Annotated in this window: 22 protein-coding genes; 7 read left to right on the forward strand and 15 right to left on the reverse strand. The window is 71.4% G+C overall.

Features of this window, described 5'->3' with window-relative positions:
• Positions 1-131: 131 nt before the first annotated feature.
• Entirely contained in the window at positions 132-329 is a 198-nt protein-coding gene (locus tag EDD29_RS43065) for a DUF397 domain-containing protein (protein WP_123669884.1), read from the forward strand.
• 64 nt (positions 330-393) lie between these two features.
• Here EDD29_RS43065 and EDD29_RS43070 read toward each other — a convergent pair whose 3' ends face one another.
• The 6 genes from EDD29_RS43070 to EDD29_RS43095 all read right to left on the reverse strand — a co-directional run bounded on the left by EDD29_RS43070 (position 394) and on the right by EDD29_RS43095 (position 6,115).
• Positions 394-999, reverse strand: a complete 606-nt coding sequence (locus EDD29_RS43070; protein WP_170201801.1) for a response regulator transcription factor — start codon at positions 997-999, stop codon at positions 394-396.
• Complete coding sequence (locus tag EDD29_RS43075) at positions 996-2,114, reverse strand: sensor histidine kinase (RefSeq protein ID WP_246053710.1); 1,119 nt, start codon at positions 2,112-2,114, stop codon at positions 996-998. The genes EDD29_RS43070 and EDD29_RS43075 overlap by 4 nt, the downstream gene beginning before the upstream one ends.
• Positions 2,114-2,857 carry an ABC transporter permease gene (locus tag EDD29_RS43080; RefSeq protein WP_123669886.1) on the reverse strand — a complete coding sequence of 248 codons (744 nt, stop codon included), beginning with the start codon at positions 2,855-2,857 and terminating at the stop codon, positions 2,114-2,116. Before EDD29_RS43080 ends, EDD29_RS43075 begins: the two co-directional genes overlap by 1 nt.
• 40 nt (positions 2,858-2,897) lie before the next feature.
• Positions 2,898-3,779 (reverse strand): ABC transporter ATP-binding protein, encoded by an 882-nt coding sequence (locus tag EDD29_RS43085; protein ID WP_123669887.1) that lies wholly within the window; start codon positions 3,777-3,779, stop codon positions 2,898-2,900.
• An 84-nt stretch (positions 3,780-3,863) separates the two neighbouring features.
• Complete coding sequence (locus EDD29_RS43090; RefSeq protein WP_246053318.1) at positions 3,864-5,468, reverse strand: peptide chain release factor 3; 1,605 nt, start codon at positions 5,466-5,468, stop codon at positions 3,864-3,866.
• Between the two features lie 68 nt (positions 5,469-5,536).
• The gene (locus EDD29_RS43095; RefSeq protein WP_246053319.1) at positions 5,537-6,115 is read right to left on the reverse strand and encodes a helix-turn-helix transcriptional regulator; all 579 of its coding nucleotides are present in this window, start codon (positions 6,113-6,115) and stop codon (positions 5,537-5,539) included.
• A gap of 95 nt (positions 6,116-6,210) precedes the next feature.
• Here EDD29_RS43095 and EDD29_RS43100 point away from each other — a divergent pair, with 95 nt between their 5' ends.
• Both EDD29_RS43100 and EDD29_RS43105 read left to right on the forward strand, forming a co-directional pair.
• Positions 6,211-6,912, forward strand: a complete 702-nt coding sequence (locus tag EDD29_RS43100; protein ID WP_170201803.1) for a TVP38/TMEM64 family protein — start codon at positions 6,211-6,213, stop codon at positions 6,910-6,912.
• A 58-nt stretch (positions 6,913-6,970) separates the two neighbouring features.
• Positions 6,971-7,795, forward strand: coding sequence for an NAD-dependent epimerase/dehydratase family protein (locus EDD29_RS43105; RefSeq protein WP_123669889.1), 825 nt, complete (start codon positions 6,971-6,973; stop codon positions 7,793-7,795).
• A 278-nt stretch (positions 7,796-8,073) separates the two neighbouring features.
• Here the strand turns inward: EDD29_RS43105 and EDD29_RS43110 are convergent, their stop codons facing one another.
• The gene (locus EDD29_RS43110) at positions 8,074-8,454 is read right to left on the reverse strand and encodes an ATP-binding protein (protein ID WP_123669890.1); all 381 of its coding nucleotides are present in this window, start codon (positions 8,452-8,454) and stop codon (positions 8,074-8,076) included.
• Between the two features lie 182 nt (positions 8,455-8,636).
• Between EDD29_RS43110 and EDD29_RS43115 the strand changes: the two genes are divergently transcribed.
• Both EDD29_RS43115 and EDD29_RS43120 read left to right on the forward strand, forming a co-directional pair.
• Positions 8,637-9,524 carry a helix-turn-helix domain-containing protein gene (locus EDD29_RS43115; RefSeq protein ID WP_246053320.1) on the forward strand — a complete coding sequence of 296 codons (888 nt, stop codon included), beginning with the start codon at positions 8,637-8,639 and terminating at the stop codon, positions 9,522-9,524.
• 15 nt (positions 9,525-9,539) lie between these two features.
• Positions 9,540-9,731, forward strand: a complete 192-nt coding sequence (locus tag EDD29_RS43120; RefSeq protein WP_123669891.1) for a DUF397 domain-containing protein — start codon at positions 9,540-9,542, stop codon at positions 9,729-9,731.
• A gap of 79 nt (positions 9,732-9,810) precedes the next feature.
• Here EDD29_RS43120 and EDD29_RS43125 read toward each other — a convergent pair whose 3' ends face one another.
• Complete coding sequence (locus tag EDD29_RS43125) at positions 9,811-11,253, reverse strand: MFS transporter (protein ID WP_246053321.1); 1,443 nt, start codon at positions 11,251-11,253, stop codon at positions 9,811-9,813.
• A 145-nt stretch (positions 11,254-11,398) separates the two neighbouring features.
• Positions 11,399-12,319 carry a proline dehydrogenase family protein gene (locus EDD29_RS43130; protein WP_123671053.1) on the reverse strand — a complete coding sequence of 307 codons (921 nt, stop codon included), beginning with the start codon at positions 12,317-12,319 and terminating at the stop codon, positions 11,399-11,401.
• An 89-nt stretch (positions 12,320-12,408) separates the two neighbouring features.
• Here EDD29_RS43130 and EDD29_RS43135 point away from each other — a divergent pair, with 89 nt between their 5' ends.
• Positions 12,409-13,425 (forward strand): PucR family transcriptional regulator, encoded by a 1,017-nt coding sequence (locus EDD29_RS43135; protein WP_123669893.1) that lies wholly within the window; start codon positions 12,409-12,411, stop codon positions 13,423-13,425.
• Here the strand turns inward: EDD29_RS43135 and EDD29_RS43140 are convergent.
• From EDD29_RS43140 to EDD29_RS46095, 5 genes are all read right to left on the reverse strand, one after another.
• A complete protein-coding gene (locus EDD29_RS43140) occupies positions 13,413-14,264 on the reverse strand; it encodes a sulfotransferase family protein (protein WP_123669894.1) in 852 nt (283 codons plus the stop codon). The two genes, EDD29_RS43135 and EDD29_RS43140, sit on opposite strands and share 13 nt — an antisense overlap.
• 91 nt (positions 14,265-14,355) lie before the next feature.
• A complete protein-coding gene (locus EDD29_RS43145; protein WP_123669895.1) occupies positions 14,356-15,111 on the reverse strand; it encodes an EI24 domain-containing protein in 756 nt (251 codons plus the stop codon).
• 316 nt (positions 15,112-15,427) lie between these two features.
• Positions 15,428-16,396 carry a hypothetical protein gene (locus EDD29_RS43150; protein WP_123669896.1) on the reverse strand — a complete coding sequence of 323 codons (969 nt, stop codon included), beginning with the start codon at positions 16,394-16,396 and terminating at the stop codon, positions 15,428-15,430.
• Between the two features lie 226 nt (positions 16,397-16,622).
• Positions 16,623-17,486 (reverse strand): hypothetical protein, encoded by an 864-nt coding sequence (locus EDD29_RS43155; protein WP_123669897.1) that lies wholly within the window; start codon positions 17,484-17,486, stop codon positions 16,623-16,625.
• A 228-nt stretch (positions 17,487-17,714) separates the two neighbouring features.
• Entirely contained in the window at positions 17,715-18,527 is an 813-nt protein-coding gene (locus tag EDD29_RS46095; protein ID WP_170201804.1) for a putative protein N(5)-glutamine methyltransferase, read from the reverse strand.
• Positions 18,528-19,493: 966 nt separating this feature from the next.
• On the opposite strand from EDD29_RS46095, the gene EDD29_RS43170 reads away from it, so the two are divergent.
• Positions 19,494-20,411, forward strand: coding sequence for an alpha/beta hydrolase family protein (locus EDD29_RS43170; protein WP_170201805.1), 918 nt, complete (start codon positions 19,494-19,496; stop codon positions 20,409-20,411).
• A gap of 404 nt (positions 20,412-20,815) precedes the next feature.
• On the opposite strand, the gene EDD29_RS43175 is transcribed toward EDD29_RS43170, so the two are convergent.
• On the reverse strand, positions 20,816-21,640 hold the full coding sequence (locus tag EDD29_RS43175; RefSeq protein WP_281281045.1) for an aldo/keto reductase: 825 nt from the start codon (positions 21,638-21,640) through the stop codon (positions 20,816-20,818).
• Between the last annotated feature and the right edge of the window lie 51 nt (positions 21,641-21,691).

A 21,691-nucleotide genomic window follows, 5' to 3' on the forward strand; every position in this document is an offset into this window, starting at 1 on the left:
GGTCAAATCATCCAGTTTCTTAGACAATCTTCCACGGGATGGGTCGTTGTGCGCCCTGACTCATTCCGTGTCAGCACTTCCGAATTCTCGGAGCACGGGGGCACACCGCGAGAAAATGGGAGGAGCGCCGGATGGCCGCTCAGCCGGATCGTCTTTCCAGGCTTCCCTGGCGCAAGAGTTCGGCGAGCGGGAACCAGCCGGACTGTGTCGAGGTCGCGCCCTGTGACGGCATGATCATGGTTCGTGATTCGTACCATCCCCGAGGTCCCTTCCTCGGCCTGCCGCCCGGCGCCTGGACGAATCTGATCGACGGCCTGCGCGAGGAGTAGGGCAGGGAACCCCCGCGGGCCGGCGCGTGGCCTGCGGGACGTTCCGCGAGAAGAAGGGCCGGGGTCACAGCCAGCCGTGCAGGCGGGCCCGTTCTTCGGCCTCGATGCGGTTGCGGGTGCCGGTCTTGCCGATGGCGGACGACAGGTAGTTGCGGACGGTGCCCTCGGACAGGTGCAGGAGGCGGGCGATGTCGGCGATGGACGAGCCGTCGCGGGAGGCGCGCAGGACGTCGCCCTCCCGGGACGTCAGCGGGTTCGGGCCGGAGCTGAGGGCGGCGGCGGCGAGGGCCGGGTCGATGACGCGCTCTCCGGCCAGGACCCGGCGGATCGCGGCGGCGAGTTCCTCGGCGGGGCTGTCCTTCACCAGGAACGCGGCGGCGCCCGCCTCCATCGCGCGGCGCAGGTAGCCGGGCCGGCCGAACGTCGTGAGGATCACCACCCGGCACTCCGGGACCTTGCCGTGCAGTTCGGCGGCGGCCGTCAGCCCGTCCATCCGCGGCATCTCGATGTCCAGCAGCACCACGTCCGGGCGCAGCTCCACCGCGCGTGCGACGGCCTCCGCGCCGTCCCCGGCCGTCGCGACGACCTCGAGGTCGTCCTCCAGGGACAGCAGGCTGGCGAGGGCGCCGCGCACCATCGCCTGGTCTTCGGCGAGCAGCACTCGGATCACAGGCCGACTCTAACGACGAATCCGCCGGGGCGGCGCACCGAGGTCTCCACGGTGCCGCCCAGCTCCGCGGCGCGCTCGCGCAGGCCGTCGAGCCCGTTCCCGGCGACCACGGGTGCGCTCGCCCTTCCGTCGTCGGCGACCTCCAGCCGCGTCGCCGACACGGTGATCTCGCAGCGGGTCGCCCGTGCGTGCCGCACCACATTGGTGACGCACTCGCGGACGGCCCACGCGAACAGCGCGTCCGCGGGTTCCGGCAGCGGCGTCCCCGACGTCCGCAGCACCGGCTCCACTCCTGCGGCGGTGAGCACGCCGCGCGCCGAGTCGAGCTCCTCGGCGAGGGTCCGCTTCCGGTAGCCGGTGACGGTCTCGCGCACGTCCCTCAGGGACTCCCGGGCGACCGCGTTGACGTCCCGGATCTCGCGCACGGCGGCGGCCGGGTCGCGGTCGGCCAGCCGTCCCGCCAGCTCGCTCTTCAGCACGATCAGGGACAGGCTGTGGCCGAGCAGGTCGTGCAGGTCGCGGGCGATCCGCAGCCGCTCCTCGGCGGCGGCCAGCACGGCGACCTCGGCGCGCGCGGCCCGGAGCTGCCCGACGAGCTCACGCGAGTGCCGGTAGTTCAGCAGGAGCACGCCGAGGCCGAACGTCGTCCCGGCGAAGATCAGGACGGTGTCGGTGTCGGCGCCGTCCCGGATCGCGACGGCGGCGGCGCCTGCCGCGGCGAGGCACACCGCCGCGATCGCGGGCCGCCCGGACAGGAGGAGCGCCGAGATGACGCCCGCGTACACGGGGGTGCCGTCCATCCCGGGCCCGAAGACGAAGGGTGCCGCCGCGCACAGCACGACGAACGCACCGTACAGGGTCCAGCGCAGGACCGGACGAGCCCGCTGCCAGGCGTCGCGGTACAGGCCGAGCCCGAAGTACAGCAGCGTGAACAGGACGAACACCACGATCGCCGTGAGGCCCCGCGCGCCGCCGAGCACGGCGATCTGGTGGACCTGGGGAAGGGCGTAGAGGAATCCCAGGGAAAGGCCGAGGGCCCGGACGAGACGGACAGAGGCGACCCTCTTCCGTTTCGCCCCGGACCCAAGACGAAGCAGGCCGGACAAGGTGGACATCACGCGGACACGGTAGTGCGGCGGTAGGCGACGATGGCGAGGGCGCCCAGCAGGACGGTCCATCCGGCGAGGACCCCCAGGGTCGCGGCGTCCGGGGCGTGCCCGGCGACGAGGTCCCAGCCGAGGCGGCCCATCCGGTTCGCGGGGGTCCAGGGCGCGACGTCCTGGAGGAAGTCCGGGAGCTGCGAGACCGGCAGCCACAGGCCGCCCACGATCGCCATCAGCGTGTAGAGCATCAGCGTGACGGGCTGGGCCAGGTCCGCCTTGACCGCGGTGCCGATCAGGACGCCGAGCGCGGCGAAGGGGAGGGTGCCGAGGGCGAGGACGACGAGGAGCACCGCCCAGCGGAGCGCCGGCAGGCGGACGTCCTGGAAGACCGCCGCCGCGAGGCCCACCAGGGCGAGCGAGGGAAGCGAGACGACGAGGGCGGTGAGGATCCGCACGGTGATCACCTTCCAGGCGGCCAGCGGGGTGAGCCGGAGCTGCCGCAGCCAGCCGCCGCGCAGCTCCAGCGCCAGCCGGGGCCCGGTGGAGTTCAGCGCGGCGCCGATCGCGCCGTACGAGCCGAAGGCCACCATCATGTACAGCGCCGCCGTCAGCCCGGTGGCGTCGTCGGTCTGGCCGTCGCCGCCGTAGACGCTGGACAGCAGCAGGAACAGGAGAACGGGGAAGGCGAGGGTGAAGAAGAGGAAGCGGCGGTCGCGGAGGGCGCGCACGATTTCGAGGCGCAGGTAGGAGAGCATCACAGGTCCTTAAGGGGGTGCGGGGGTTCCGGGGGAGGGGTCAGGAGGAGGTGAGGGTCAGGAACGCCTCTTCGAGGCCGACCCCGGTGATCTCCAGGTCCTTGATCCGCAGGCCGCTCTCGGTGAACAGCGCGGCGGCGGTGGCGTCGGAGTCCGTGGTGCGCAGCACGGCCGAGTGGCCCTGCACCAGCACCTCGACGACGCCGGGCAGCCGGTCGAGGCCCGCGGAAGGCTGGTCGCCGAGGGTGAACCGGACCCTCCGGCCGCCCGCGAGCCGCTTGATCTCCGCGGGCGTGCCGTCGGCGACCGCCCGCCCCCGGGCGATCACGGCGACCCGGTCGGCGTTCTCGTCGGCCTCTTCCAGGTAGTGGGTGGCGAACAGGACGGTCCGGCCGGAGGCGGCGTATCCGCGGATTCCCGTCCAGAACGCGCGGCGTGACTCGACGTCCATCGCCGCGGTCGGCTCGTCCAGCACGAGGACGCGCGGGGCGCCCGCGATCGCCATCGCGAACCGCACCCGCTGGGCCTGCCCGCCCGACAGCCGCGTCACCCGGCGTCCGGCGAGGTCGGTGAGGTCGGCCATCTCCAGCACCTCGCCCAGCGGCAGCGGCTCGGGGTAGAGCCCGCCCACGAAGGCGACGATCTCCTTGACGGTCAGCCCTTCGGGCAGCTCCGCCTCCTGGAGCATCGCCCCGATCCACCCGCGGTCGACGGCCTCGGCAGGGGTCGCGCCGAGCACGTCGACCGTGCCGGAGTCCGCCTTGACCAGCCCCAGCAGCATGCCGATCGAGGTGCTCTTGCCCGCCCCGTTCGGCCCGAGCAGCGCGACGCTCCCCCCGGCCGGGAGCTCGAGGTCGAGCCCGTCGACCGCTCGCACCGACCCGAAGGACTTGTGCACCTGCGAAAATCTGATCGCTTCCATGCCCCTTACGGTAGAAACCGGGGCACCCTGCGGGTCAGTGCCGCCGATCACCGGGTCGGCATGACAAATGTCAGTGCGCGGGCCTCAGTACTGGCCGGCGGCGAGCATCTGCTCGATCTTGAGGTCCGGGTGCTCGCGCTCGATCGCGCGAAGGCGCCACTTGTCGGCGAACAGCACGACGAGATCGCCGGTGAGGGAGCGCTTGAAGACCTCGACGCCGCGCATCTTCGCGAGCTGCTCGGCCGACTCGGCGTCGGTCAGACGGCACTCGGAGAAGTCCAGGCCGTTGAGGTTCACCGGCGAGTTGAACTCGTGCTCCATCCGGTGCGCGACGACCTCGAACTGGAGCGGGCCGACGGCCGCGAGGACCGGGGCCTGGTCGCCGCGGATGTCGCTGCGCAGCACCTGCACCGCGCCCTCGCTGTCGAGCTGCTCGATGCCGCGCCGGAACTGCTTGTACTTGCCGACGTCCTTGGCCCGGCACACCATGAAGTGCTCCGGCGCGAACGCGGGGATCGCCGGGTAGGAGACGGCCGGGCTGCCCTCGTACAGGGACTCGCCCACGGTCAGGCCGTGCGTGTTCGGCAGGCCGATGACGTCACCCGGGTAGGCGGTGTCGACGGTCGTGCGGTCCCGGCCGAAGACGGTCTGGGCGTGCTTGGTGACCAGGCCGCGGCCGGTCGAACCCATGGTGAGGGTCATGCCGCGCTCGAAGCGGCCGGAGCAGACCCGGATGAAGGCCAGCGAGTCGCGGTGCGCCTTGTCCATCCCTGCCTGGACCTTGAAGACCTGGCCGGAGAACGGCGTGTCCAGCGGCCGGCGGTCGCCCTCGGCGTCCTTGCGGGCGGCGGGCGGCGGGGCGTAGGTGGTGAGGGCGTCCAGCAGGGCGCTCACCCCGAACTGGGGGAGCGCGGCGCCGAACAGGACGGGCGTGGAGATCCCGCCGGTGAAGGCCTCCTCGTCGAGTTCCGCGCCGATCTCGGTGAGGAGGGTGAGCTCCTCCATCGCGGTCTCCCAGACGTCGCCGAGCTCGGCCGCGGCGTCCTCCGCCGACATCCGGACGGCCTGGGCCTTGGCGCCGCCGATGCCCGGCACGAACTTGGTGAACGAGCCGTCGGCCCGGCTGATCAGGCCGCGGAAGTCGCCCGCGATGCCGACCGGCCAGTTCAGCGGGGCGGCGTGCAGGCCGATCCGCTGCTCGACCTCGTCCAGCAGCTCCAGCGGCTCACGGCCCGGCCTGTCCCACTTGTTGACGAAGGTCAGGATCGGCACGTTGCCGTGCTTGCAGACGTCGAACAGCTTGAGGGTCTGCGCCTCGAGGCCCTTCGCGGAGTCCAGCAGCATGACCGCGCCGTCGACGGCCGACAGCACGCGGTAGGTGTCCTCGGAGAAGTCGGCGTGGCCCGGGGTGTCCAGGAGGTTCAGCAGCGCGCCGTGGTAATCGAACCGCAGCACCGACGAGGTGATCGAGATGCCTCGGCTGCGCTCCATCTCCATCCAGTCGGAGGTGACGCCGGCGCGGTCGCCCTTGCCGTGCACCGCGCCCGCGGTCGAGATCGCCGCGGCCTGGACGGCCAGCGCCTCGGTGAGCGTGGACTTTCCGGCGTCCGGGTGGCTGATCACCGCGAAGGTGCGCCGCCGCGCGGCCTCTGCCGAGACCTCGTCGATCTTCGCCTTGACGGTGGACACCCTGTACCCCTCTCCGGACCTTAGCCAGCCTTCCCACTCTAAGGTCAGCGCGGGCTTGCTCGGTCCGGTCAGCGATCTTGGGCACGGCGGTAGGAGAGCACGTCATCCCGTCGGTAGAGACGGCGCACCCTTCCTCCGCCGAGGGCCACCTCTTCCACCGGTGCGGGCCAGCCCTTCGGAGGACGGCTCGCGTACACCGTCACCGAACCCGGGGACAAGCCGAGCAGGCGCCCTGCCTCGGCGAGGGTGACCAACGCGTCGGGGTCGGGCTCCGGCCCGGTGGGAAGAGCGCGGTACCAGGCCGCCCAGGCGTCGCCGTCCCAGTAGAGGGCCTTCCCCTTGACGAGTGCGGGCTGAGGGTGCCCGTTCGTCTCTCGGGCCGCCCACAGCTCCTTCAACGCGTGCTTGGACAGCCCGTGCCTTGCGGCGAGCCCTTCCCGGGACAACAGGCCCTCGGGCGCGGCGGGGGAGGCTTCCCGCGCGGTGTACCAGGCGTGCCAGGCGTCGGCGTCCCACGTCAGCGTGCGGCCGCCGGCCCCGTCCGGCTCGGGATGGCCGTTCTCGGCGCGCTCCCTGAACCATTTCTCCAGGGTGCTGCGGCCGACGCCGTAGCGGGCCATGAGGTCAGCGCGGGTCACCGAGGTCACCGGCGCAGTCTGCCGCACTCGGCGGTTACGCTGCTACCACCATGAACAGCCCGGTTTCCGCACCCGCGCCTCAGGCGCGTGGCGGGAGAGCCGCCTTGAAGAGACCGGCCGTGCGCTTCGCGCTGCTGGTCGCGGGCGTGCTCGCCGCCGCCGCACTGTCGGCCTTCGCGCTGCCCGACCGCGCGGGCATCACCGCGGCGGTCGCCGACGCCGGCCCGCTCGGGCCGGTGCTCGCCGTCCTCGGCAGCACGCTGCTGATCATGGCGATGTTCCCGCGCACCGCGCTCGCCTTCGTCTCAGGGCTCCTCTTCGGCCTCGGCCCCGGCATGGCCTACGTGCTGGCCGGGGCGCTGCTCGGCGCGAGCACGGCGTTCCTCATCGGCAGGCTGCTCGGCCGCGAGTACGTCGACACGGTCCTGGCCGCCCGTCCGGACGGATGGCGCGGACGCGTCGCGGCGCGGCTCGCCAGGATCGACGGATGGCTCGGCCGCAACGGAATCCTCGGCGTCATCACGGTCAGGTTCCTGCCGGTCTCCAACTACGGGCTCGTCTCCTACGCCTTCGGCACCTCGGCCGCGCGCTACCGCGACTTCCTCATCGGCTCCGGTATCGGCGCGGTTCCTTCGACCTTCGGCTACGCCGCGCTGGGCGCCGCCGTCTTCGGCGAGGACGCCGTGCCCACCGCACTCGCCGTGCTCACCGGCCTGGGACTGCTGAGCCTTGTGGTGACCATGGGACTACACCGAGTGCGCAAACCCGGGACGCGGTGGTCGCCAGACAGCGTCAAGACGGGATAGCTTGGGCTTGGTCCGCAGGTGACCACACAGAAGTGAGACTCCTGGAGGTCCCCCCGAAATGAAGATCTTTCTTGCCGGAGCCAACGGTGTGATCGGCCGTGCCCTGGTGCCGAAGCTCATCGCGGCCGGACACGAGGTGTCCGGCACGTCGCGGCGGCGCGAGGGCGGCAGGCACATCGAGGAGATGGGCGCCCACCCCGTCATCGTCGACGTCCTCGACGCGCGCAAGCTCAAGAAGGCGGTCAAGGCCGAGCGCCCGGACGTGGTCATTCACCAGCTCACCGATCTGTCCGACCGCGACTTCGAGGCCAACGGGCTGCTGCGCATCAACGGCACCCGCAACCTCGTCGACGCGGCCAAGGCGGCGGGCGTGGAGACGATGATCGCGCAGAGCATCGCCTGGCTGTACGTGCGCGGCGAGGCGGCGGCGGTCGAGACCGACGACCTCGACCCGAGCCTGCCGCCGTACAAGAGCGTCGTCGCGCTGGAGGAGGCCGTCGCGGAGATGCCGCGGGGCGTCGTGCTGCGTTATGGCGCGTTCTACGGCCCGGGCACCTGGTACGCCGCCGACGGCGAGTTCGCGGCCAAGGTGCGGGACGGCGAACTGTCGCGCGGCCCGGCCTGGACCTCGTTCGTCCACGTGGAGGACGCCGCCGACGCCACGGTCGCGGCCCTCGACTGGGCGGCGGGCCCGGTGAACATCGTCGACGACGATCCCGCCACCGCCGATGACTGGGTGCCGGGCTACGCCGCGGCGCTGGGCGCCGCCGAGCCCAAGGCGGGCAGGCACGCCGCCGCGACGGGCCGTCCCGCCTCCAACGCCAAGGCCAAGTCCCTCGGCTGGGCCCCCGCCCACCCGACCTGGCGCACCGGCCTGTTCTAGCCCCCGGCCGGCCGGGCCCGTCCGGGGCGCACGCCCCGTGGACCGGTCCCGGCCGCGGCGAAGGGCGCGGCGGCCGCACACCGTCGCGGGCCGAGGACACGGGCGAGGCAGATGCCGCGCCCGTTCTCGACGTGCCCGCCTTCGGTATGCCCGCACGTCGGCATCCGCGCGGCCTCCCGACCCGCACCTGCGTGTTCCGGCCCGCGCGGCCCCCATGACGCGCGCGGCCCGGGTTCCGCACCCTCCCGCATGCGGGAGCCCCGGCACGCGGCGGCGGGTCAGAAGCCGACGGTGAACCAGAAGCGCAGCCGGGTGTCCGGCAGGCGCTCCCAGCCCCATTCCTTGGCGAGCGCGTCGAGGATGAACAGCCCCCTGCCGCTCTCCGCGTCGCCCGCCGGGTCCTGGCCCGGCACCGGGTCGCCGCCCCCGCCGGCGTCCACCACCTCCACCCGCACCTGCTGGTCGCCCAGCTCCGCCCCCAGCTCGATCTGGCCGCCCGGGAGCGCGTACAGCACGCTGTTCCCGAACGCCTCGGACAGAAGCTGGATCGCGGCGTAGTGGGCCGGGTGCTCCTCACCCAGCCATCCCGCGAGCCATCTGCGCGCCACCCGTGCCTGCTCGGGCACCCCCGGCATCGTGACGCGCGTGGCCGTCAGCATTGTCGTGCTCTCAACTTCGGCCGGTCCATAGCCGGAACCCCCTGAGATCCGCGCCCGCAGCGCTATCCGTGTCGCTACGCTCTGAGTGTGGGACGCGACGGGGCGTCATGTAAAGCGCTTCGCTGGAATATTCCAAACTGGGCCTCCCCCGGGTCCAGGACGAGGTACGCGGGAGTGTCCACATGGTGATGGGACGGACAAGTCCGACGGTACGCAGACGGCGTCTGGCCGCCGTGATGCGCAAACTCAGGTCCGAGCGCCAGGCGAACCTCGACGAAGTGGCGAAGGGTTCGAACGTGCCGCGCACGACGGTCTACCGGATCGAACAGGCCAGCCACGCGCCGAAGGTCAACGACGTGCGGGCCCTGTGCCTCTACTACGGCCTCGCCGACGAGCATTCGGAGCAGTTGATGACCCTGGCGCGAGAGAGCCGGCTGCGCGGCTGGTGGCAGAAGCCGCGTTCTTCCATTCCCATCTGGTTCGAGACTTATGTCGGATTGGAAGAGGAAGCGTCCGACATCCTCATCTACGAGCACGAACTGATCACCGGCCTGCTTCAGACCGAGGATTATTTCCGGGCGCTCCTGCGGGTCGATCCACTTCTTCCCGAAGAAAGCGCGACGGAGAAGGATCGCCGAGTAGAAGTCCGGACAAAGCGCCAGGAAAGGCTGAGGGGTCCGGATGCCCCACGATTGTGGATCATTCTCAACGAGACGGCCGTGCGCCGCCTCGTCGGCGGTCGGCAGGTGATGAAAGACCAGCTCATGAGGCTGATCGACCTGTGCGAGCCCCGTAATGTGACATTGCAGATCCTGCCTTTCTCGGCAGGCGCACACGCGGCCGTCGACGGAAGTTTTCATATATTGAACTTTCCGGCCCGACGCGATCCCTCCATCGTGTACCTTCAGTTCCGCCGCGGCTCGATCTATCTTGAAGAAGCCGCGGATCTCCTGGAATACACGGAGATTTACGATCAACTCCGCGCGGCGGCGCTGTCCCCGGAATCATCGGTGGAAGTCATTCGGCAGATCATCGACGAGGGCGACGACGCGCGCGGACCCAACCCGTGAAGGAACAGTCAAAAGATGTCGGACAACTCTCGCGTCGCCTGGCGGAAGAGCAGCCACAGCGCCCAGAACGGCGCCTGCGTGGAGGTCGGCTCGGCCGCGCGCACCACGGCTGTCGGGGTGCGGGACAGCAAGAACCCCCAGGCTCCCGCGCTGGCGTTCGCCCGCCCGTCCTTCCGCACGTTCGTCTCCGCGGTGAAGGCCCTCTGAAGGCGCTGAACGGGAATCCGCCCCGGCGCGGCGCCCAGGCGGGCGCCGCGCTGCGGTGGAACAGGGGGCGGTGCCGCGGTCAGTCGCGGTGGCGCAACCCGTGGACGGCGGCCACGACGGCCGCGCCCACCGATCCGCCGAGCACGATGTACAGGCACAGCACGTAGTCCCCGATCGTCGGCACGAGGCCGCCGCCGGTGAGGATGGCCGCGCCGATCGCGGCGGAGACGCTGCCTCCGGCGGTGCGCACCAGCACGTTGATGCCGCTGGCGATGCCGCTGGAGTCCATCGGGACATGCTGGACGGCGAGGGTGCCGATCGAGGCGTAGGCGATGCCGAAGCCGAGGCCCTGCAGGAAGTTGAAGATGAGGAAGTCCCGCACCGTCGAGTGCCACAGCGCCAAGGTGAGGTAGGACGCCCCCGCCACCGCCGAGCCGAGCGCGAGCGTGTAGGCCGCGCCGATGCGGGCCGCGAGGCGGCCGCACAGGAAAGAGGCGCCGACCATGGCCACGGTGTTCGGCAGCGCCACCAGGCCGACGGTGAGGACCGTTCCACCCAGGCCGTACCCGACCTTCTCCGGCGAGGCCTGGACGAGGGCCGCGATGAGCGTGAACGACCCGTACATGGAGAAGCCGAGGAACACCGAGGCGATGTTCGCGGAGAGCGACTTGCGGCCGATGAGGATGCTCATCCGCACCAGCGGCTCGGCCACCTTCGTCTCCAGCACCACCCAGCCCGCGCCGAGCACGAGCGCGGCGGCGAACAGCCCGAGCACCCGCGGCGAGGTCCAGCCCCAGGAGTTGCCCTGGCTGATGGCCAGCAGCAGGCAGACGAGCACGACGGCGAGGAGCGCGGCTCCGGCGAGGTCGGGCCTGCCGCCGTGCCGTACCCCGCCGTTCGGCACGACGAGGACCACCAGCGCGAACGCGAGGACCGCGGCGCCCGCGGCGACCCAGAAGACGGGGTGGTGGTCGGGGGTGTGGCTGGAGATCAGGCCGGTGATGAGCATGCCGACCGCGCCGCCGACGCCGAGGGTGGCGCTGACGATGCCGATCGCGCTCATGACGCGCTCGCGCGGGAACGTGTCGCGGATCGTGCCGATGGCCAGGGGGATCATCGCGGCGCTGACGCCCTGGACCGCCCTGCCGAAGATGAGGACGCCGAGGTCGGCCGACAGCGCGCAGATGACGGACCCGGCGGCGAGGAGGCCGAGGGTCAGCAGCATCATCGGCTTCTTGCCGTACATGTCGCCGAACCGCGACAGCAGCGGCGTGGCGACGGCGCCGGCCAGCAGCGAGGCGGTGAACAGCCAGGTGACGTCGGTCACGGCCACGTCGAAGGTCGCCGAGATCGTCGGCAGCAGCGGGATGACGAGGGTCTGCTGGATGGAGACGACGGATCCGGCGAGGGCGAGGGCGATGAGGGTGATCCAGACGGACCTGCCCGCAGGCGCCGTTCCCTCGCCCGGCGTGGGTTGTCGGTCTTCTTCGGTGGTGGGCGCGTCGGGGACCGTGCTGGTCAAGGGGGCTCCTGCCGGGGGTCGAGCGAAATAGTTACTTTGGTTAAGTAACATGCTCGGCCCCCGGTGCACACTCCCGGGTAGCCCGTTATGGCGTCGAGTGAACGAGTTGTCACTCGGTGTCATGGTGCTGCGCGTGTCCTCGACGTCAGGAACGCGTGGTGAAGGAGCGCAGGAAGAACACCAGGTTGGCGGGGCGCTCGGCGAGCCGGCGCATGAAGTAGCCGTACCAGTCGCCGCCGTAGGGCACGTAGGCGCGGACCCGGTGACCCTCGTTGACGAGCTTGTGCTGGGCCTCGGTCCGGATGCCGTAGAGCATCTGGAACTCGTAGGAGTCGATGGTGCGGCCGTTGCGGGTGGCGAGGGTCTTGGCGATCTCGATCATGCGCGGGTCGTGGCTGCCGATCATCGGGTAGCCGCCGCCCGCCATGAGGATCTTCAGCAGCCGCACGTAGTTCCGGTCGACCTCGGACTTGTGCTGGAAGGCGACCTCGGCGGGCTCCTTGTAGGCGCCCTTGACCAGCCGGACCCGGGAGCCCTCGTGGGCGAGCGCCTTGGCGTCGTCCTCGGTGCGGAAGAGGTACGACTGGAGGACCGCGCCCGTCTCGGGGTGGTCCTTGCGCAGTTCGCCGAGGATGCCGAGGGTGGAGTCGACCGTCGTGTGGTCCTCCATGTCCAGGGTGAGGGTGCTGCCGACCGCGCGGGCCGCCTCGGCGACGCGCCGGGCCCCTTCCAGCGCCAGGTCCTCGCGCAGCGACTGGCCGAACGCCGACAGCTTCACCGACACGTCCGCCCGGGCGGCGAGGCCCTCGGTGCCCAGGGCCTCCAGCAGCCGGAGGTAGGCGTCGCGGTTGGCCAGCGCCTCGGCCTCGGAGGTGATGTCCTCACCGAGGAAGTCCAAGGTCGCGTCGATGCCGTCGGCGGCGCCCTCGCGGACCGCGCCGAGCGCGTCGGGAAGGGTCTCCCCGGCCACGAACCGGTCGACGACGGGACGGGTCAGCGGGCTCGCCGAGACCAAACGACGCAGCGTCTGGCTGCGGGCGGCGGAGAGCAGGATCGGACCGAGCACGAGGGACACCTCCTTTTCGCGGATGTTCCCGACCCTAGGCAGGGCCACGCGCGGCGGCCATCGACAACGGTCACGAGTACTTTGGACATGTGTACGAGAGGGATTTCCAGGAGCTGACCGACGCCGTCTCGGATCTGCTCGGCGCCCCCGCCACCCTGGAGGACCGCGACTTCCGGCTGGTGGCCTTCGCGGCCCAGCATGGGGACCTCGACCCCGTGCGGCTCGGGTCCATCCTGAGACGGGGCTCCGACGCCCGGGTCAGGGCCTGGTTCGAGTCGTTCGGCATCGCCCGGGCGACCGTGCCGCTGAGGACGCCCGCCGACCCCGTCGCGGGGACCAAGGCGCGGCTGTGCCTACCGGCGCGGCACCGGGGCGTCACCTACGGGTATCTGTGGCTGCTGGACGAGGGTGAGATCGGTCTCGACGACCCCCGGCTCGGCGCCGCGATGGAGCTGGCGGCCGAGTCCGGGGCGAAACTCGCCGCGAGTCCGTCGCGGGCCCTGGAGGGCCTGCTGTCGGCGGCGCAGGAGGAGCGGGCCGCCGCGGCCGCGATGCTCGCGGGGCATCCGCTGGCGGGCACCGCGTACGCGGTGCTGTACGCCCCTGGTGCGCAGATCCCCGCCGGGGTGCTCGGCACAGGGGACGTGCTCGTCTTGCGGGCCGCCGAAGCCCGGGAGACCGCCGCCCGGCTCGGTGTGATCGCGGGGGTGAGCGGGCCGCGGCGCGGCTTCGCGCTGGCCAGGGAAGCCCTGGAGGAGGCGAAGTTCGCCCACCGGGTGGCGCGGACGGTCAGCGGGCCGGTCGCGGCCTGGGCGGATCTCGGCCCGTACCGGATGCTCACGGCGCTCCCGGAGCCCGACCCGGCCGTCGCGCCGCTGCTCGACCCGGCGCACGCGGCGCTGCGCGAGACCGTCGAGACCTACCTGGACGAGGCGGGCAACGCCCAGCGCACGGCCGCGGCCCTCACGATCCACCGGCAGACCCTCTACTACCGGCTGGGCCGAGTGACCGCACTCACCGGCCTCGACCTGGACTCGGGCGCCGACAGGCTGCTGCTGCACACGTCACTGAAGGCCGCCAGGCTGCGCGGGGCTCAGGACAGGTAGCCCCAGGCGCGGGCGATGTCCCGCAGATCGGCCGGCACGTCCTCCTCGCGGGGAAGCGGCCTGGCCGGCTGGACCTTGCCGGACTTGATGTTCTTGCTCCAGTCGCCGAAGACCGGCCGGATCGGGCCGTGGTCCTTCGCGCCGTAGTCCAGCATCGACTCCTCCCAGGGCAGGCCCAGGTAGGCGCAGATCCGCTGGGTCTCGCGCGCCGGATCGGCGGTGAGGTCCTCGTACTTCACGGTGACGCCGTCGAGCATCCGCCGGGCCTCCTCGACACCGGTGACGTAGTCGAGGACCTCCTTGACGACCTCGGCCCGGTCGGCGTTCTTGCGGCGGTTCAGCACCGACTCCACGACGGACGCGGGATGCCGCTGGAGGAAGACGTAGCGGGCGTTCGGCCAGACCGAGGAGATCCGCTGCCAGATCAGGGCGTTCGCCGGGGTCTTGTCGACGATCACGTCCTTGCCCGTGCTGACCAGCTCATAGTGCAGGATCCGGTCCCACAGCAGGTGCTCCAGCTCGGTGCGGGTCAGCCCCAGCGCGTCCATGACGTCCTCGGAGAACTCGCGGCTCGGCTCCACCTTGAGGGTGCGCAGGTGCAGCTCGTGCGGGGCCCGGATGCGCGAGTGGCTGTTCAGCAGGACGCGCAGGAGGGTCGACCCCGACCGTACCGATGAGAGAAGGAAGACCGGCGAATCGACGAGACGCGAGGCGGACCGGTCGGGCAATGGCGCCTTCCGCTTGAGCGCCACTCCCGGAGGCCGTACGGCCTCTAGCAGGTGTGCTCCCCTGCGCCGGAGCGCCTTGTACATCGCGTTGTCGCGCCGTCCGTCCTGCATCCCTCACCTCGGGGTCGACCTGTTCCTGCCCGAAGCACGCTACCGGACACGACGAAAATATGGCGAAAAGTTCCAGAGAATCATCGATCGTTCATGCAACCTTGTAACCCGGTGATGTGTCGTCTTCGCACGCGTCCCTGGCCAGCAGAGTGGCCCCGGCGACCGCGCCGGGCATGAACAGCACGGCGCCGAGCGGGATGAGGAACACCACCGCCGTCGCCGCGCCGAAGCCGAGGGTGCGGCCCCGGACCGTGCGCAGCACCGCGAACCGCTCCTTGCGGCGCAGTCCCCGGCGGTCCATCGCGATGCCGGTGAGCTCGCCCGCCAGGAAGTACCCGGAGACGACCAGCGCCACGATCGGCACGACCGTCTGCCCGATCACGGGAATGAACCCGAGCGCGAAGAACACGACACCGAGACCCAGCGCGATGACGCCGAGGACGGCCGCGTCCTTCACCCCGCGCACGATGCTCCGCCAGAACGGCTCGTCGGACTCGGGGACCTGCCCACCGAGAGAACGCTCGACGCGCAGGGAGAGTTCCTCATAGAACGGGGAGCCGATCATCAGCGTGACCGCGGTGAAGAGCAGCAGCGAAACGAACGCGCCGCCCGCGAACAGCGCGACCCCGGCGATGATCCGGACCGCGTCGCGCAGCCCGGCCGCCCACCCGTCGGCGAACGGGGTGAGCCACGCGGCGAGATCATCGGCCTTGAACCCGAACCACACCAGCAGCCACCCGAACAGCAAGAGCGTCAGCACCGCCGGAATGAGCCCGAACACCCACTGGGACGGCCTCTTGGCCACCCACCCGATCCCGCGCCCGAGATACCGCACTCCGTCGATCATCACTCCGCCTTCTCGTCGCCGCCGGCGCCGACCCGCGCCGCCCCGCGCATTGTCCCCCGCGCGGGAGATCCCCGCCCCGATCCGACGCCCCAGACCACCCCGGAGTTCCGGAACGCACCCTTCGTCCCCGAAAGCGGCTCCACCCGCCCCGAAGGCGTTTCCGCCTCAGCGCAGGCCACGCCCCCTGCGGAGTCCAAGAGGGGGTTCCAGCCCGGCCCCCGGCCACGGGCCATGAAGGGGAATCACCCCGGTGTGATCGGGCGCAGGGATCCCGAACGCCCGATCACCGGAGCGACTAAGGAACGACCATAAAAGGTCAGGAGTTGGGGATCACGGCGGCGTAGGGGAGCGTGCCGCCGAGGACGGTCAGGGCCTTGGTGCCGCAGGTGGTGAGGACGTCGGCGTCGGCGCAGTAGTACGAGGACGTGTAGGTACCGGTGGCGAGGTCCTTGGCCCAGGCCGAAGCGAAGTCGCGCAGGCGGGAGGTCTGCGTGGTGCTCGGGGAGCACAGGGCGCCGGCGACGCCGAGGGCGTCGGTGTTCTCGCCTTCGGAGTCGATGTGGCAGCTGCCGCCGTAGGGGGTGCCGGAGAGGTAGCCGGTCCAGACGAGCTGGATGCCGACGAAGCCGGCCCCGAGGTCGGCGAGGGCGCCGAAGGAGTTGTTGAACAGGTTGATGACGCTGGGCCGGGCCGCGATCTGCAGGACGGGACGGGTCGCGCCTGCGGAGATGGCCTGGAGGTTCGCGGTGAAGTCGCTGCTCGCGACGGCGTCGAAGAGGATCGCGCCCTTCAGCCCGCCGTAGCCGTCGGCGGCGATCTGCGCGCCCACCTCGGACGCGAAGTGGCCGCCCGCGGAGTGCCCGCCGACGACGTAGTTCACCGGCAGCGCCTTGCCGCTCGGCGGGGTGAGGGCGCGGGCGGCGAGCGTGTCGCCGAGCGTGGCGCCCAGCGCGGGGTTGCCGCCGGTCATGTCGGCGTCGACGCAGAAGACCATCACGCCCTTCTCGGCGATGGCCTTGCTCGTGCCGCGCTGGTTGGCGCACGAGCGGCTGAAGCCGTGCTGGACGAGCATCAGGGCCGAGGCGGTGCCGGTCGGCAGGTACCAGGTCACGTCGTAGCTCGTGCCGCCGATGGAGGCGGACTCGATGACGCAGGCCGTGGTGGCGGAGGAGTAGCCGGAGCACGCCGTCGCGGCGCTCGCCGAGGGGGCGGCGACGACCGAGGCGAGGAGGGTGCCGACGGCGGCGGTGACGGCCGCGGCGACCCGGGAGAACTTGATCTGCACTGTCTCTCCTGCGGGATAGGGCATAGGGGTAAGCCCCGACCAGACGCGCCCAACTGGTCCGGATGTTTCCACGACCGGGTGGTCATATGGGAACACTGTTCCGCAGGCTATGACGGCGTTCCGGTTTTAGGCAATGGTTGGCACCCTGACCCAGGTGAAGGCTGAGGTCAGGGGTGGTGCCGGAGTCGGTCGGTGTCCGTTTCCCTGCGGCGGGAAACGGACACCGTCAGAAGTCGTCGACGTCCGCGCGGCCGAGGAGCTCCTGGGCCTTGGCCAGCCGCAGGGACAGCTCGAGCTTGTGCGTCGTCAGCCGCGCCTTGTGCAGGCGGACCAGCCGCATCTCGTAGGCGGTGAGGACCGCCATGCGCATGCCCGCGTAGTTCACCTGGGTCTTGCAGCCGACGTCCGCGGCCGCGGCGGAGACCTCCGAGGGGCTCGGCGGGCCGGGCACCAGCCACTGCGCGTCGGAGGCCGCCTCGGCGGGCGACGCGTAGGAGTAGCCCGCGTCCCGCATGCACGCGGACCACGCCTGCGTGACCTCCGCTGTGCGGGGATCCTTCTCGGCGAGCTTCACGGCCTCGGCCTCGAGTTCGTTCTTCGGCCAGAACAGGTCGGCCGTACCGCCGAGCTGCTTTCGCCCTTCGGTGAGGCAGCCCCCTTGCGGGACCGCCTTTCCTTCGTACTCCTTGACCCTGCCCGTCCACACGTCCTCTTCGACCGCGCTCGCCGGACGGGTCTGGACCGGCGCCGTCGGCTCGTCCCAGCCGTCCGGCGCGAGCACGGGACCGTATCCGTACTTGACGAGGGCCGGATCGATGAGCCCGAAGAGCCCGGGGTGCACGATGCTCGAATAGGCGGCCTGCCGCAGCGGCTTCGCCGGGTAGGTGAGCCCGAAGCCCCCCATGCACTTGCGCCCCAGATACTCCTCGGCGAGGACGATGTCGTCGTTCTCCCGGGCGTCGGGCGAGAAGTAGTCGAGCGGAAGCCGGATCTCCTCGTCCTTCGTGATGGCCGACACCGCCCCGAGTCCCGGAAGCCCCTCCTCCGGTGGCGCGGCGTTGTCGGAGCACCCGTTCAGCGCGAACAGCACAAGGGCAAGGCAGGCAGCCAGACGCGCGGCGGAAATCTTCCCCTCCAGGAATCAGACGCAGGTACTCCGCATCGCACCATATAGCTCAGTTTCTCAGCCCATACCCCAGACCGCCCGCCCCGCCGGACCAATCCCCTTTAACGCCACCCCACCGCCACCCACCCTCCACCAAACCACCCCGAAACTTCACCTCCGAACCCCGTCACCCCGCACCCCACGAGCCCTCGTTCACGCCTCCTCCGCGTGCGCCGGGTGGGGTCGGGGGAGGGTGGCGATGAGGACCGTGGCGTCGTAGTCGGGCGCGGAGGCGACGTGGACGGTGAGGCCGTGGGCGGTGAAGGCGGCGACGGCGGCGGAGGTCTGGTGTTCGCCGGTCTCGACCAGCAGGCGGCCTCGGGGAGCGAGCCAGCGCGGGGCGGCCGCGGCGACGCGGCGCAGCACGTCGAGGCCGTCGGGTCCGCCGTCGAGGGCGGTGCGGGCCTCGTGGTCACGGGCCTCAGACGGCAGCAGCGCGATCTGATCGGACGGGACGTAAGGAACGTTAGCCAAGAGGACGTCGACCCGTCCGCGCAGTCGTGCGGGCAGCGGTTCGAAGAGGTCGCCCTGGTGGACGGTGCCGCGGACGTTCCCGCGCGCACAGGCCACCGCCGCGGGATCGATGTCCGCGGCGTGCAGTTCGACCCCCTTGCCCGCGGCGTGCAGCGCGGCGCCGAGCGCCCCGGAGCCGCAGCACAGGTCGACGACGACGGCGTGCTCGGGCAGTAGCCGGGCCGCCTCCGCGACCAGGAACTCCGTCCGCCTGCGCGGCACGAACACCCCGGGCGCGACCGCGATCCGCAGACCGGCGAACTCCGCCCACCCCACGACATGTTCGAGCGGCGCCCCGTCCGCCCGCCGCGCGGCCATGGCCCGCAGCTCTCCCGCGGACCGCGCCGAGGCGGCCAGTATCGCCGCCTCTTCCTCGGCGAACACACAGCCGGCCTTCCGCAGCGACGCGGTGATTCCGGCGAGCAATGACACATCTGACGGCAGTGTCGACATGGGTACCTTCCGGTTGTTTCCGGGGCACTCCCTAACGCGTCCTACGCGGGCGCCATCGCGTGCCCGACCGGGGAGTGCCCGCACCGACGAAGACCGCTGATGCGACTCACCCCCTCTCCCGGTCCGCATTCCACGTCCGCCTGTCCGGCCGGACAAGGTCACGCTACCCCGATCATGCCCCGCCCCGGAACCCCGCTCCGACCCGGGGCGGGACCGGGATTCCGGGTGGCTCGGGCCCGGGCGCGGCGGAGTTCCAGGACGACGCCCGCGCCCGCCCGGGTGCCGAGCCGGCAGAAGCCGGTGCCGTCCTCGCGCGATCGCGCCCAGGCCCTGGGCGCGGGCGCGCCGTTCGGCGGCGACGAGGTCAGGGGCCTCGAAACCGAGGTGGTGGACGCCCTCGCCGAACTCCTCGAGGAACCTGCGCCGCGGCGAGACCAGATCGCCGGGCTCGCGGAGCTGGATCTGGAAGTCGTCGAGGTCCGCGCACCGGTGGCGCATCGCGGCCGAGGCCGCCGGGTTCGGCACCTCGTACTCCACGTAGGGAGTACCCCTTGGGGTGGTCGTGCCAAGGGGTACTCCCGACGCCGCGCTCATCGGACCCTCCGGTGCGGGCAGGTCGACCTTCCCGCGCTGTGTGAACTGCCTGGAGACGGTCGACTCCGGCGCGGTCGAGCTCGACGGCGAGCTCGTCGGCTACCGCCGCGTCGGAGACCGCCTCCAGCCCCTCGGCGACCGCCGGGCCTTCCCCGCCCTCCCCCATCAGATCTCCCCCGCTGCGCCTCATGACCCCCTTCGTCTACAGAAGTACACAGCCTCCCTCTTTGCCCCCGGCCGGGCGTCCCGGCCCCGGCCCTCCCAGGGGTGGCCGGAAGTGGCTGTCCGGGTGCCCGGGGATTGACTATGGCGTATCCGATCGCGGAACTTTGTCTTCGTGGGAGAAACGATGTTCCGATAGAAGGAGAGAATGTGGGGCTTCGACTTCTGGCCCGAGCCGTTCTGCCCGCCGTTCTGGGCGCCGTGCTGGTGGGGGCGCCCGGGGCGCCCGCGCAGGCGGTGCCCGCCGTCGCCTCGTACACGACCACCGTCGGAGGAGATACCGCCGACGTGTACTACCCGACCGGGATCTCCGGGAGGCTGCCCGTCGCGCTCATGCTCCAAGGGGCGCAGGTCGGGCGCGGTTTCTACGCCGACTACGCGGAGGCCGTCGCGGCCTACGGCTTCATCGTGGTCGTGCCCGACCATCGCCGACTCCTGTTCTTCGACCTCGACTTCTATCCGGAGCAGTCCCAGGCCGCCGCGACGGCGGACTGGATGGGCGAGGAGGACGACAGGTCGGCCTCGCCCCTGCTCAACCGGTTCCGGCTCAGCCGGATCGGCCTGCTCGGCCACTCGTTCGGCGGGGCCGCCGGCCTGTCGGTCGCCGAGAGCAAGTGCGTCTTCCCCTTCTGCACCGGGCTGGTCTACGACCGGCCCTCGGAGGTGAAGGCCGCGTCGCTGTTCGGCACCAACAACAAGTCGTTCCTCACCGGCGCCTTCGCCGACGTGGACAACGAGATCCCGGTGCAGCTCGTCCAGGGCCTCCAGGACGGGGTCGCGCTCCCCGCCGACGCCGAGGAGACCTACGGGCGCGTCCAGGACGACCCCAAGCAGATCGTCCGGATCACCGGTGCGAACCACTACGGCATCACCGACGTGCAGAACCCCGCCGGCGCCGACCCCGAGGTCGCCGGCCAGACCCTCACCCAGGCCCAGAGCATCGAGATCGCCGCCCGCTGGTCCGCCCGGTTCCTCCTCGCCGCCTTCGGCGACGACGCCGCCGAGGAGTACATCTGGCAGACCGGCGACGCCGCCGACCCCTACGTCACCGTGACCGGCGACTCCTGATCGCCCCGGGGGCCGGTCCCAGACCGGCCCCCGCCCCAGCACCGAACAGCAGCACCGCCGTACGCCCCGACACCGCCCATTCCGGCGCCGGTCTTCCGACCGGCCCCGGAATGGGCGCTGACCGGCTCGCACCCAGGTATCGAACGGCGGTTCAGCGCAAGGGCTCCGATCGGCTCGCTCGAGCGCCGAACGGGAGCGTGGGCGCGTGTGGGCGCTGACCGACCTCGCCTGGGCGGCGGAGGGCGGTTCAGCGCGCGGACTCCGACCGGCTCGCTCGAGCGCCGAACGGGAGCGTGGGCGCTGACCGACCTTGTCCCAGCGGCGGGCGGCGGTTCAGTGCGCGCGGGCTCCGACTGATGCGGGGCCGGTTTCCGACCGGCCTCCGTTCTGTTTTCGGGCGGGTGTCAGGAGGCGTTGAAGCGGAGTGGGTCCGGGCCGTAGCGGGTGTCTCGGTCGAGGGCGTCGATGGAGTCCATGTCCTCGAGGGTGAGGGTGAAGTCGGACAGGGCGTGGTTCTCCTTGATGCGGGAGGGGGTGACGGACTTGGGGATGGCGATGTTGCCGCTCTGGAGGTGCCAGCGCAGGACGACCTGGGCTGGGGAGCGGTCGTGCGCGGCGGCGATGCGGCCGAGGACCGGGTCGTCGAGGAGGCCGCGGCCCTGGCCGAGCGGGCTCCAGGCCTCCGTGGCGATCCCGTGCGCGGCGTGGTGGGCCCGCAGCTCCGGCTGGGTGAAGTAAGGGTGCAGTTCGATCTGGTTGACGGCGGGGACCAGCCCGGTCTCCGCGGCCAGCCGCTCCAGGTGCGGCACCGCGAAGTTCGAGACGCCGACGGCACGCGCCCGGCCCTCCCCGGCGATCCGCTCCAGTGCGCGCCAGGTGTCGACATAGTCGTCGCGCGCGGGCATGGGCCAGTGGACGAGGTAGAGGTCGACGTACTCGAGATCGAGTTTCGCGAGGCTCGTGTCGAAGGCCTTGAGCGCCGCGTCGTGGCCGTGGTCGGCGTTCCACAGCTTGGTGGTCACGAACACCTCGTCCCGGGGCAGATCCGCGGCGCGCACCGCCCGCCCGACGCCCCGCTCGTTGCCGTAGGCGCTCGCCGTGTCGATGCTGCGGTACCCGGCGTCGAGCGCGAGGCCGACGGCGGTGACCGCCTCGTCGTCGCCGACCTGCCACACCCCGAAGCCCAGCCGGGGCATGGTGACGCCGTTGTTCAGTGCGACGGTCTGCAGCGTGTTCTCGTCCATGCCACAACTCAAGCACGGAACGTCACGAGGCATCGT

The sequence above is a fragment of the Actinocorallia herbida genome (assembly GCF_003751225.1).
Classification (GTDB): Bacteria; Actinomycetota; Actinomycetes; order Streptosporangiales; family Streptosporangiaceae; genus Actinocorallia; species Actinocorallia herbida.

Coding starts and splice junctions, on each gene's coding strand:
- EDD29_RS43065 (WP_123669884.1), top strand. CDS start 132: ATGGCCGCTCAGCCGGATCGTCTTTCCAGGCTTCCCTGGCGCAAGAGT.
- EDD29_RS43075 (WP_246053710.1), bottom strand. CDS start 2,114: ATGTCCACCTTGTCCGGCCTGCTTCGTCTTGGGTCCGGGGCGAAACGG.
- EDD29_RS43080 (WP_123669886.1), bottom strand. CDS start 2,857: ATGCTCTCCTACCTGCGCCTCGAAATCGTGCGCGCCCTCCGCGACCGC.
- EDD29_RS43085 (WP_123669887.1), bottom strand. CDS start 3,779: ATGGAAGCGATCAGATTTTCGCAGGTGCACAAGTCCTTCGGGTCGGTG.
- EDD29_RS43105 (WP_123669889.1), top strand. CDS start 6,971: ATGAAGATCTTTCTTGCCGGAGCCAACGGTGTGATCGGCCGTGCCCTG.
- EDD29_RS43110 (WP_123669890.1), bottom strand. CDS start 8,454: ATGCTGACGGCCACGCGCGTCACGATGCCGGGGGTGCCCGAGCAGGCA.
- EDD29_RS43115 (WP_246053320.1), top strand. CDS start 8,637: ATGGTGATGGGACGGACAAGTCCGACGGTACGCAGACGGCGTCTGGCC.
- EDD29_RS43120 (WP_123669891.1), top strand. CDS start 9,540: ATGTCGGACAACTCTCGCGTCGCCTGGCGGAAGAGCAGCCACAGCGCC.
- EDD29_RS43140 (WP_123669894.1), bottom strand. CDS start 14,264: ATGCAGGACGGACGGCGCGACAACGCGATGTACAAGGCGCTCCGGCGC.
- EDD29_RS43145 (WP_123669895.1), bottom strand. CDS start 15,111: ATGATCGACGGAGTGCGGTATCTCGGGCGCGGGATCGGGTGGGTGGCC.
- EDD29_RS46095 (WP_170201804.1), bottom strand. CDS start 18,527: ATGTCGACACTGCCGTCAGATGTGTCATTGCTCGCCGGAATCACCGCG.